Source organism: Pedobacter lusitanus (assembly GCF_040026395.1).
GTDB lineage: Bacteria > Bacteroidota > Bacteroidia > Sphingobacteriales > Sphingobacteriaceae > Pedobacter > Pedobacter lusitanus.
Genome location: NZ_CP157278.1, coordinates 5149705 through 5161242 on the forward strand (window position 1 = coordinate 5149705; position 11538 = coordinate 5161242).

The window sequence follows — 11538 nt, forward strand, 5'->3', positions numbered from 1 at the left end:
ACAACACAAACAAATGAAATCTCAAAAAACACATTTATTATTAGCCGGTATCGGGGTTTTTGCCCTTTCTCTTGGCGCTTGTAAAACAAAGAAAATTGTTGCCAAACCTAATCCGCCTGTAGTAGCGGAGAAACCATTAGAAAAGCCAATAGAGAAAGCTCCTGTTGAAGAAAAAACAGAAACTACACCTGCACCTGAAAAACCAGATTTTAATTTCAGTAATGTTCAGTTTGAGTTTAATTCTGGTGTATTAAAAACTGCATCGTTTCAGATACTGGATAAAGTAGCTGCAGAGATGAAGAAAGATCCATCAGTTAAATTTATATTGAACGGACACTCTTCAGCAGAAGGTACACCTGAGCATAATATGTCATTATCTGTAGACAGAGCAAATTCAGTGAAGTCTTATTTAATGAATGCAGGTATCAGCGGAAGTAATTTATCTATTAAAGGTTTTGGAGCCACAGAGCCACTTAAGCCCAATACAACTGAAGAAGGTAAAGAGCTGAACCGCAGAGTTGAAATCAAAATAAGCGGTAATTAAATAAAACTGATCCTGACAAAAAAAATATATTAATAAATAGTTGTTCTTTTCCAAAAACAATTCCATATTTGTCAGACAATGATACAAACAAACGGACTTAACATTTGGTGGTGGCACAACGCAATTGCGTAGTGTAACCCTATTTTTGTACGTTTTATTTTATATACAATATAATGAGGGTTGCTTTTTAAGCAGCCCTTTTTTGTTTTATAACCTATGAAGAAAATACTCAATCACTTATTCGAAAACAAATCTTTCAGCAGGGAAGAAGCCCGGAAGATTCTTACAGCAATTGCCTCAGGAGAATTTAATACTTCGCAGATTGCTGCATTTATTACGGCCTTTGGGATGCGTAATATCACAGTCGCAGAATTGCAGGGATTCCGTGATGCGATGCTTGACCTTTGTGTAAAAATAGATCTGTCAGGCTATGAACTGGTAGATCTGTGTGGTACAGGAGGCGATGGAAAAGATACTTTTAATATTTCTACCCTGGCTTCTTTTGTGGTTGCCGGAGCAGGATATAAAGTAGCAAAACATGGTAATTACGGTGTTTCTTCTGGCTGCGGTTCGTCCAATGTAATGGAACACCTGGGATATACTTTTACAGCTGATCAGGACGAATTAAAAAGAAGCCTTGACCGCTCAGGAATCTGTTTTATACATGCACCGCTGTTTAATCCAGCCATGAAAATTGTAGCTCCAATCCGTAAAGATTTAGGTGTTAAGACCTTTTTTAATATGCTTGGGCCAATGGTAAATCCGGCGCAACCTAAAAATCAGATTGTAGGCGTATTCAGTCTTGAACTAGCACGTCTGTATGCTTATCTTTATCAGGAAACAGATAAAAACTATACGATCATTCATGCTGTAGATGGTTTTGACGAAGTTTCACTGACCTGTGATTTTAAAACATTCAGTAAAAACGGAGAGGCACTGGTTAAAGTTAGTGATCTGGGTTTTGAACAGATTGATGTTAATGAAATTACGGGTGGTGATACCATAAAATCATCGGCGGATATCTTTGTCAATGTATTACAGGGTACAGGAACCGATCCGCAAAACAATGTCGTACTATGTAACGCGGCTATTGCTATACAGACTATTAAACCGGAACAGTCTTTTGCAGATTGTTATTATGAAGCAGAATCTTCACTGGTTGGTGGTATGGCGCTTCAAAGTTTTCAAAACCTGATAGGATGAGTATTAAACTGAAAATCTGCGGAATGCGTGAACGGGGTAATATAGCTGAAGTGGTTGCCCTGCAGCCAGATTATATAGGCTTTATTTTTTATCCGGCTTCTAAAAGGTTTATCGGTGACCTTGATCCGCAGCTCATCAAAAATATTCCTGCAACTATAAAAACTACTGGCGTATTTGTGAATGAAGAACTGGAAATAGTAAAAAATGCAATTATGAAATATGACCTGAAGGCAGTTCAGTTACATGGACAGGAGAGTGCATCTTATTGTCAGGCACTGAAGGGAACAACAGAAGTGATCAAGGCTTTTGGTATAGATGCAGATTTTGATTTCAGTAAGCTGGATGATTATGAGGCACAGGTAGATTATTTCCTTTTTGATACACAGACTCCGGATCATGGTGGCTCAGGTAAAACATTTAGCTGGCAACTCCTGGGGAGCTATAAAAACAGGAAATCCTATTTTTTGAGCGGGGGAATAGGAATAGAGCAGCTTGCTGGTCTTGAACAGATTAAAGATGAACGTTTATATGCAATAGATGTCAATAGCCGGTTTGAAGTTTCACCAGGTCTGAAAGATATCGCCCTGCTGACTGTCTGTAAACAAATGCTGATTAAAATTTAAAATTCCAGGGTTGCCGGTGCAACCTGTTAAAAAGATAAGACTATGAATTATTTTGTAAATGAAAAAGGTTATTACGGAGATTTTGGAGGAGCTTATATTCCTGAGATGTTATATCCGAATGTCGAGGAACTCAGACAAAATTATCTTAAAATCATTGGGGATGCTGATTTTCAAAAAGAATTCCACCATTTGTTGAAGGACTATGTAGGCAGGCCTTCGCCACTTTATCTGGCTCAACGGTTATCAAAAAAGTATAATGCGAATATCTTTCTTAAAAGAGAAGACCTGAACCATACCGGGGCGCATAAAATAAATAATACCATTGGGCAGATTTTACTTGCTGAAAAATTAGGTAAGAAGAGAATTATAGCTGAAACTGGTGCAGGACAACATGGCGTAGCTACAGCAACTGTATGTGCATTACGTGGTTTGGAATGTGTGGTTTATATGGGGGAAATCGATATCCAGCGTCAGGCTCCTAATGTAGCCCGTATGAAAATGCTTGGTGCAAAAGTCGTTTCGGCGGTTTCAGGTAGTAAAACTTTAAAGGATGCAACTAATGAGGCTATGCGTGACTGGATTAATAATCCTGTTGATACTCATTATATTATAGGATCAGTGGTTGGCCCGCACCCGTATCCTGATATGGTTTCTGTTTTTCAGTCAGTTATCTCTGAAGAAACAAAAAAACAGTTAACAGAACAGACAGGGAGCGATCAGCCAGATTATGTATTGGCTTGTGTAGGCGGTGGTAGTAATGCAATGGGAATGTTTTATCATTTTATCAATGATGAAAATGTAAAACTGATTGCTGTAGAAGCAGGAGGAAAAGGAGTGGATACCGGATTCTCGGCAGCGACTACTTTTTTAGGTAAAGAAGGTGTATTGCACGGCAGCAGAAGTATCCTGATGCAAACTGAAGATGGACAGGTCGTAGAACCGCATTCTGTCTCTGCAGGTCTGGATTATCCGGGAATTGGCCCTCAGCATGCCCATCTTTTCAAAACCTCGAGAGCAAAATATGTTTCGATCACAGATGATGAGGCTCTGGACGCGGGATTACTTTGTACACAGATGGAAGGAATTATTCCTGCAATTGAAAGTGCACATGCACTGGCATATCTGGAAAAAATGAAATTTACAGGTGGAGAAAACGTAGTCGTTTGTTTATCCGGAAGGGGAGATAAAGATATGGATACCTACATGAAGCATTTTGGTTTATAAATAGCCCTATCTTACATATTATAGCATACAGATCAAATGAACAGGATAAATAAAATATTCAAAGAGAAAAAAAACAATATACTATCTATATATTATACTGCTGGTTATCCTGGATTGGGTGATACGGTTACTATCGCAGCTGCACTGGAAAAAGCAGGAGCAGATATGCTGGAAATAGGTTTCCCTTATTCAGATCCGGTAGCAGATGGCCCTGTTATACAGGCTAGCAGTAAATTATCATTAGACCAGGGAATGGATTTAAACCTGTTGTTTGAACAGTTGAAAGAACTGCGTAAAACGGTTACTATCCCGGTTCTGCTGATGGGATATGTGAATCCGGTATTGCAATACGGTGTAGAGCGGTTTTGTAAAGCCTGTGCCGAGGTTGGTGTGGACGGTTGTATCGTACCTGACCTGCCAATGGTAGAATATGAAGAATTTTATAAAGAGACATTCCTGAAATATGGATTGAGCAATATATTTTTAGTTACGCCACAAACTTCTGTAGAGCGTATCCATAAAATTGACTCGTTGAGTAATGGATTCATCTATTTGTTATCTTCTTCTGCTACCACAGGACAGAATTTACAGGTATCTGATACCACAGAAGCATATTTTACCAGAATTGCTGCGATGGATTTAAACAATCCAACGATGATTGGATTCGGGATCAGCAGTAAAGAAACTTTTGATAAAGCATGCAAATATGCAAATGGAGGAATTATCGGTACTGCATTCGTAAAATCTATTGCAGCAGGTAACCTTGAAGAAAATATCGAAACATTTATGGCAGGATTCAGGTCATAATACCTGGATATCATAACCTGTAATCCTCTTTGTATTATAGGATTACTTTATAGTAGGATACTGGTTAACTACAAGTAGTTTTCCAGTATTCCTTTTCCCTGACGGATAATTTCAAAGTCGCCTCCGGTGCAGTCTACTACTGTCGAAGCTTCATTATCTCCATAACCACCATCAATTACCAGATCTACCAGATCTTCATATTTTTCATGGATCAGTTCAGGATCTGTAGAATATTCAACCAGTTCATCATCATCTTTAATTGAAGTAGATAAAATCGGATTCCCTAATATTTCTACTATTTCTCTTGCAATGCTGTTATCCGGTACCCTGATTCCAACAGTTTTTTTGTTTGAACTCAGTAATTTCGGAACATTGTTATTTGCATTGAATATAAATGTAAAAGGACCGGGAAGAGCTTTCTTTAACAGCCGGAAAACGGTAGTGTCTATCGGTTTTACAAAATCAGAGATATGTCTCAGGTCAGAGCAGATAAATGAAAAATTTGCTTTCTCAGGTTTTATGCCTCTTATCTGACAAATTCGCTCAATCGCCTTCTGATTGGTGATATCGCATCCTAATCCATACACAGTATCAGTGGGATATATGATAATTCCGCCCTTTTTAAGGACTTCTACCACTTGTTCAATCGCCTTTGGATTTGGATTTTCAGGGTATATTTTGACTAGCATATGTAAATTTACAGATAATTTTGTTGAGTCGTTGATAAATGTTCGTACTATTGCCCTTGATTTTTAATAACCAAGAGTATGAGAAAAGCATTTATTGCGATTGCCGCATTTTTAGTCACGGCAACTTTGATGATTAGCATGGCATGGCCCCCATTTTACTGGGCCTTTATTTTTATTGGTCCCATCGTTTTATTGGGTATTTATGACCTTTACCAACCAAAACATAGCATTGTTAGAAACTACCCCGTTTTAGGGCGCTTAAGATATCTTGCAGAAGATTTGCGTCCTAAAGTATATCAGTATTTTGTAGAGAGTGATACCAACGGAAAACCTTTCAGCAGATTGAACCGTTCCCTGATTTATCAGCGTGCAAAAAAAGATAATGATACTATTCCTTTTGGTACGCAGCTTGACGTTTATGATAACGGATATGAGTGGTTAAGTCACAGTATTGCTGCGATCAGCCATCATGAATTAAATGAAGATCCAAGAGTATTGGTTGGTGGACCTGATTGTGCACAGCCTTATTCTGCCAGTATATTAAATATCTCGGCAATGAGTTTTGGTTCACTAAGTCAGAATGCTATTCTTGCTTTAAATGGCGGTGCTTTCATGGGCAATTTTGCACATAATACAGGCGAAGGTGGAATCAGTGATTACCATGCTGCTCCAAAAGGAGACTTAATCTGGCAGATAGGTACTGGTTATTTTGGCTGCCGTAATGATGATGGTACATTTAATTTTGATGCTTTTGGCGTACGTTCAAAAACTGAACAGGTTAAAATGATTGAAATTAAACTTTCTCAGGGGGCTAAACCCGGACATGGTGGTATTTTACCGGCAAAAAAGGTAACTCCTGAAATTGCAAGAATCAGATTGGTGAAAGAAGGATTTGACGTGATTTCTCCTCCTGCACACTCTGCATTCTCCACACCTGTGGAAATGCTTCATTTTGTAAAAAGATTAAGAGAGTTATCGGGCGGAAAACCTATAGGATTTAAATTATGTATCGGCCGTAAAAGTGAGTTCTTCGCTATTTGCAAGGCAATGGTAGAAACAGGCATCTATGTAGATTTTATTACCGTTGATGGTGGTGAAGGTGGTACTGGAGCAGCACCGCAGGAATTCTCTAATGCAGTTGGTATGCCACTGAGAGAGGGTGTTGCCTTTGTATATGATGTGCTTTCAGGTTTCGATTTAAAGAAACATATTAAAATCATTGCTTCAGGTAAAGTTTCTTCAGGTTTTGATCTGGTTAAAAACATTGCACTGGGTGCTGATTTATGTAACTCTGCAAGAGCGATGATGTTTGCTTTAGGCTGTATTCAGGCATTGGAATGTAACAGTAATACCTGTCCTACTGGTGTGGCTACACAAGATCCGAGTCTGATGAAAGGTTTGGTTGTAGAAGATAAAAAAGTACGTGTATTCAATTATCATCGTTTGACAGTAGCCAGTGCGGTTGAGCTTTTAGGTGCGGCAGGTTTGCGTCATCCTTATCAATTAAGCAGAGCTTATATTAACAGAAGAATTGCACCTAACGTGATGCAGTCTTACATGGAGACTTTTCCGTATATTCCGGAAGGAAGTTTACTGAATACTCCTTATCCGTTAAGGTTTGAATTGGGAATGGCTTTAAGTACCTCATCGAGTTTCGCACCTACAGATTACAGGGTGACTGCAATTGATTATGCACATGCGAATTCATTTACAGATACGCAGCCATCAAATAACTAAGAGGCTGTCTGACAGATAAGATTAATAATCTAAATGAAAAAGGGGATGTGTCTTTGAAGTGAACCCCAAAAGTTGGACAAAAACTTTTGGGGTTTATCATTTATGGCAAAACACACATTTGAGGAGAAGCTCGATATAGTTTCTCAAGTGATAAAAGGGACACCGATTCTTTGGATATCCCGAGAACGGCGTATTGATGATGACATGATATTGGAATGGGTTCGGAAATATAACCTCCATGGAGAAAGTGGGCTACGCAAGCAAGCCAATATCAAGTCTACTTCTGGTTTCAAAGAAGAAGTTGTAAGGCTCATTATAGAAAAAGGTGTACCTTTAAGACAGGTTGTTCTGGAACGTAAAGTAAGTAGAAGTGCCTTAGAGAGCTGGGTAAGATTAGTACGAGGTGAAGGCTACGCAGTACTATACAAACAAAAGCCCCGTGGACGACCACCTAAAGGCATGGGAAAATCAAAGAAACTTGGACCTGAAACAGAACTAGAGAAGCTCCAGGCGGAGAATGCCCGCTTGCGAGCAGAGAACGCGCTATTAAAAAAAGTCAAGGCCTTAGTACAGGAAAGAGAAGCCCGCGAACGTATGAGTGGGCAAAAGCCATCGAAGAACTAAGGCCGGAACATGATATTGCAATTCTATTGGATTGTAAACAGATGGCTCGTTCGGTATTTTATTATCATCATAAGCGGCTGAATGCTGATGATAAGTACAAGCATGAAAAAGAAGAGATCGCAAGTATATACCACCTGCATAAAGGCAGATATGGTTATCGGCGAGTCACCGCCGAAATGAAGAACCGGGGTTATAACATAAATCATAAGACTGTGCAAAAATTGATGGGAACATTAGGCTTAAAATGCACTATCAGGAAAGCAAGTTATCGATCATACAAAGGCGAGGTTGGCAAAATTGCCCCTAATGAACTTGAAAGGGATTTTGAAGCAAGTTTGCCTAATCAGAAATGGGCTACGGATGTCACCCAGATGAACATTAAAGGGGAGAAGATTTACCTGTCTCCTATAATTGACATGTTCAATGGGGAAATCATTTCCTATAGTATTTCAAAAAGTCCAAATATGCAGATGATAGAAGAAATGTTATACGAGGCTTTTGATAAAGTGAAAGATACAAAGGGACTTATTTTTCATTCTGACCAAGGCTGGCAATATCAACATTACGGATATAGAAAGGCTCTGGAAAAAAATGGAATTATTCAAAGCATGTCCAGAAAAGGAAATTGCTTAGATAACGCCTTGGCCGAAAGCTTTTTTGGTATTATGAAGACAGAATTGCTGTACAGAGAGAGCTTTGAAACTACAGAAGAATTTATCACTTCTTTAAAAGAATACATTCATTACTACAACAATAAAAGAATAAAAAACAGGTTAAATGGAAAGAGCCCGGTGGAATACCGAGCTCTCGTACAAAAAACTTAATTTTGAATCTGTCCAACTTTTTGGGGTCACACCACTTTACAGATACATCCCCTTTTCTTTATCCTGTTGTTTTTACTACCAAACACCTACGCGATTAGCAGGAGCAACATACATTTTTGCGGTCGCTGGTACATTAAATGCTTTGTAAAAAGCTTCCATACTATACACAGCACCGTTAACTCTGAACATCTCAGGAGAGTGTGGATCAGTTTTTAAACGTACACGCATAGATTCATCTCTGCTTTTAATACGCCAAACTTGTGCAAAGCTTAAAAAGAAACGTTGATCAGGAGTAAAACCGTCGATTTTTTTGTCACTTTTTCCATCGGGAGTTAATTTGAATGCCTGATAAGCAATAGCCAGACCACCAATATCTGCCAGGTTTTCGCCTAAGGTCAGTTCACCATTTACATGCTGATTGTCCAGTAATGTAAAGCCATTGTATAAGTCTACTACTTTTTTTGCTTTATTCTTGAATTGAGTAGCATCTGCAGCTGTCCACCAGTCTTTAAGGTTGCCGTCTTTGTCGTATTGCTTACCCTGATCATCAAAACCATGGGTCATTTCATGACCAATAACAGCACCGATAGCACCATAGTTGATAGCATCATCAGCCCCAAAATCGAAGAAAGGGAACTGAAGGATTCCAGCCGGGAAAACAATCTCATTAATAGACGGATTGTAATAAGCATTTACAGTTGGCGGAGTCATTCCCCATTCAGTTTTATCTACAGGTTTTCCCAGCTTTTCTACCATTTCTTTATAGGTATGTTTTTCTGCAGACTCAAGATTGGCAAAATACGTGTCTTTGGAAATGACTACATCATCGTATTTTTTCCATTTATCAGGATATCCGATCTTTTTAATAAAAGCATTTAATTTCTCTAAAGCTTTTTGTTTGGTAGCCGGGGTCATCCAGTCCAGTTTTTCTATTCTTGATTTATATACCTTTTGAAGATTTTCAACCAGTTCAAGCATTCTTTTCTTAGCTTCAGGAGTGAAATGTTCTTTTACATATAATTGCCCAAGCAGCTCCCCGATATGATCATCAGTGCTGCTTACTATAGTTTTCCATCTCTCTTTAGGTTCTTTTAATCCTTGCATGGTCTTACCGAAGAAATCAAATCTGGCAGTCCGGAAATCTTTGCTTAGTGCACTTGTTGCATTATTTATTGCATCGAACTTTAGTTTTTCTTTCCAGATGGCAATTGGCTCTGTTTTAAGCAGGTTATTCAAAGTTTGGTAGTACTTAGGCTGTCCAACGATGATTGTGTCTGTTTTAAGCTCTAATTTGCTCATTACAGATTTCCAGTCAATATCAGGAGTCATTTTCTGAAAGTCCGCCAGATAGTATTTATTGTAGTTTTTCTGTGGATCACGCAGTTCGACAGGAGTAGAGTGCGATTTGGCAATACTTGTTTCCAGTTTAAGGATATTATCTGCTGACTTTGCTGCATCTTCTTTTTTAGCACCGGTTAAAACAAAAAGCTGTGTAATGTAGTTCAGGAATCCTGTTCTGATTTTTTTTGTTTCGGCGTCTGTATTAAAGTAATAACTGCGTTCGGGTAAAGTAATACCCGACTGGCCAAAATTAACTGCATTTTTACTGCTGATTTTATCATCAGCACCTACATGAAAATCAAGTAGATCCCCGTTTCCGTCTTTGTAACCATCTGCTATAAAACTAATCAGTTCTTTATAGTCTTTGATTGCGTCGATTTTTGCTATAAGCGGCTTTATTGGGGTATAACCTAATTTTTCAATTGTAACAGTATCCATTCCGCTGGTATAGAAGTCGCCGACCTTTTGTTCTAGGCTTCCTTTACTGTGATCTCCTTTAGCCGCGTCGGTAAGGATTTGATTCAGCTCTTTTATATTGTCGTTATACAAGGTGTAAAAAGAGCCCCAGCCTGTTTCTGTTTTTGGAATCTGTGTGTTTTTCATCCACTTCCCATTGGCGTATAGGAAGAAATTATCTCCTGGAGTAACCGTAGTGTCCATTCCGGATTTATCAAAGAATTCTGTTCTGACCTCTTTGCCGGCAGTATGACCTTTGTCCTTGTTCTGACAAGCAGCAAGGAGTGCCAGTCCTGCTAGTGATAGACTTAATTTCGCTTTCATATTTAAAATTTGTGTTTAAAACTAAGAAAATAGGTAGCCATAATTAAATATTGCGATGTAAAAAAAAAAGGTCTTTTTGGATAAGGTGTTTTTTCTCTGGCTAGAGGATAACACTATCTTTATGGTCAAATAAATTAATATGAATAAACGTTCTGTTTTATCAGTTTTTTTGATATTTTTCTGTACCGCAATAAATGCACAGCAAACACAAACCCGGGATAATGCGGGGGCATATGGGAATGAGGGAGCTACCAATGGTTTTTTTGAGACTTTTAATCCTGTAAATTTTCCTTCGGGGGCAAGGGAATGGTGGCATTTACTGGATGTCAGACATTCTAATAGTGCTAATAATTATGCTATGCAGTTTGCGGGTAGTTTTTTTGATCAGAATTTATGGTTTAGAAAAACAAACAATAATGCCGCTCAGTCCTGGCTCAGAGTAGTTACTGAAAGTGATGGAAAGGTAACTTTGGGCAATTTAAATATTACGGGGCCGGGAAGTTCTATCAGTGCGGATAATCGTGCGCTAACAGGAGGTAATTTAATTATTCAGGCTAATACTGGCGGGCGTTTGACAGATAAGGGAGCTTCTCTGGAATTTGCCTTACCAGCTGGAACTGATGGAAACAATGCATGGGGGCAGGGCAGGATCCTTACTGTAGCTGCTAATGGAAATAATGGCGATGCTACGGGAAAAATGATTCTCGGTACCCGCAGGATGTTTAATAAATATGGTACCGGCGATCAGTGGTATTATGGAGATGATATAATCATTGATGGTCTTGGGAATATTGGTATGGGAACTTCCAGTCCAGGGGAAAAACTTTCTGTTAATGGTAAAATACGTGCGCAGGAGATTCAGGTTGAAATACAGAACTGGCCCGATTATGTGTTTGAAGACAGCTATAAGCTGAAAACATTGACTGAGCTGGAAAATTATATCAGGCTGAATAAGCATCTGCCGGAAGTGCCTGCGGCAGGAGAAGCGGAGCAGGAAGGTATTGAGCTGGGTAAGATGAATAAGCTGCTGCTGAAAAAAATTGAGGAGCTGACCTTACATCTGATCGAACAGCAAAAGATGATTGATAAGCAGGGGAAGCAGATTGATCTGTTACTAACAAAAAAATAAGCAGTTGTTTAAT

The 11538-nt window shown here is 38.8% G+C and carries 11 protein-coding genes; 9 read left to right on the forward strand and 2 right to left on the reverse strand.

The features are described 5' to 3' along the window. The first annotated feature begins 13 nt into the window (after positions 1 to 13). The 5 genes from PL_RS22175 (at position 14) to trpA (ending at position 4401) form a co-directional block, all read left to right on the forward strand. Positions 14 to 544, forward strand: a complete 531-nt coding sequence (locus PL_RS22175; RefSeq protein WP_041884455.1) for an OmpA family protein — start codon at positions 14 to 16, stop codon at positions 542 to 544. A gap of 216 nt (positions 545 to 760) precedes the next feature. Beyond that, complete coding sequence (gene trpD / locus PL_RS22180) at positions 761 to 1747, forward strand: anthranilate phosphoribosyltransferase (protein ID WP_041884446.1); 987 nt, start codon at positions 761 to 763, stop codon at positions 1745 to 1747. Further along, on the forward strand, positions 1744 to 2370 hold the full coding sequence (locus PL_RS22185; RefSeq protein WP_041884445.1) for a phosphoribosylanthranilate isomerase: 627 nt from the start codon (positions 1744 to 1746) through the stop codon (positions 2368 to 2370). The genes trpD and PL_RS22185 overlap by 4 nt, the downstream gene beginning before the upstream one ends. A 42-nt stretch (positions 2371 to 2412) precedes the next feature. Then, the gene (gene trpB / locus PL_RS22190; RefSeq protein WP_041884443.1) at positions 2413 to 3594 is read left to right on the forward strand and encodes a tryptophan synthase subunit beta; all 1182 of its coding nucleotides are present in this window, start codon (positions 2413 to 2415) and stop codon (positions 3592 to 3594) included. A gap of 36 nt (positions 3595 to 3630) precedes the next feature. After that, complete coding sequence (gene trpA, locus PL_RS22195; protein ID WP_348620392.1) at positions 3631 to 4401, forward strand: tryptophan synthase subunit alpha; 771 nt, start codon at positions 3631 to 3633, stop codon at positions 4399 to 4401. A gap of 68 nt (positions 4402 to 4469) precedes the next feature. On the opposite strand, the gene PL_RS22200 is transcribed toward trpA, so the two are convergent. Beyond that, positions 4470 to 5090, reverse strand: coding sequence for an L-threonylcarbamoyladenylate synthase (locus PL_RS22200; protein ID WP_041884441.1), 621 nt, complete (start codon positions 5088 to 5090; stop codon positions 4470 to 4472). A 78-nt stretch (positions 5091 to 5168) separates the two neighbouring features. Here PL_RS22200 and PL_RS22205 point away from each other — a divergent pair, with 78 nt between their 5' ends. The 3 genes from PL_RS22205 (at position 5169) to PL_RS22215 (ending at position 8275) form a co-directional block, all read left to right on the forward strand. Then, on the forward strand, positions 5169 to 6827 hold the full coding sequence (locus tag PL_RS22205) for an FMN-binding glutamate synthase family protein (RefSeq protein ID WP_041884439.1): 1659 nt from the start codon (positions 5169 to 5171) through the stop codon (positions 6825 to 6827). Between the two features lie 102 nt (positions 6828 to 6929). Next, positions 6930 to 7451, forward strand: coding sequence for a helix-turn-helix domain-containing protein (locus PL_RS22210; protein ID WP_041886258.1), 522 nt, complete (start codon positions 6930 to 6932; stop codon positions 7449 to 7451). Then, positions 7373 to 8275 carry an IS3 family transposase gene (locus tag PL_RS22215; RefSeq protein WP_200890807.1) on the forward strand — a complete coding sequence of 301 codons (903 nt, stop codon included), beginning with the start codon at positions 7373 to 7375 and terminating at the stop codon, positions 8273 to 8275. Before PL_RS22210 ends, PL_RS22215 begins: the two co-directional genes overlap by 79 nt. 75 nt (positions 8276 to 8350) lie before the next feature. Here PL_RS22215 and PL_RS22220 read toward each other — a convergent pair whose 3' ends face one another. Next, positions 8351 to 10396: a M13 family metallopeptidase gene (locus PL_RS22220; protein ID WP_041886262.1), complete on the reverse strand. Its 2046-nt coding sequence runs from the start codon at positions 10394 to 10396 to the stop codon at positions 8351 to 8353. A 139-nt stretch (positions 10397 to 10535) separates the two neighbouring features. On the opposite strand from PL_RS22220, the gene PL_RS22225 reads away from it, so the two are divergent. Next, a complete protein-coding gene (locus tag PL_RS22225; RefSeq protein ID WP_052496580.1) occupies positions 10536 to 11525 on the forward strand; it encodes a hypothetical protein in 990 nt (329 codons plus the stop codon). Positions 11526 to 11538 lie beyond the last annotated feature (13 nt).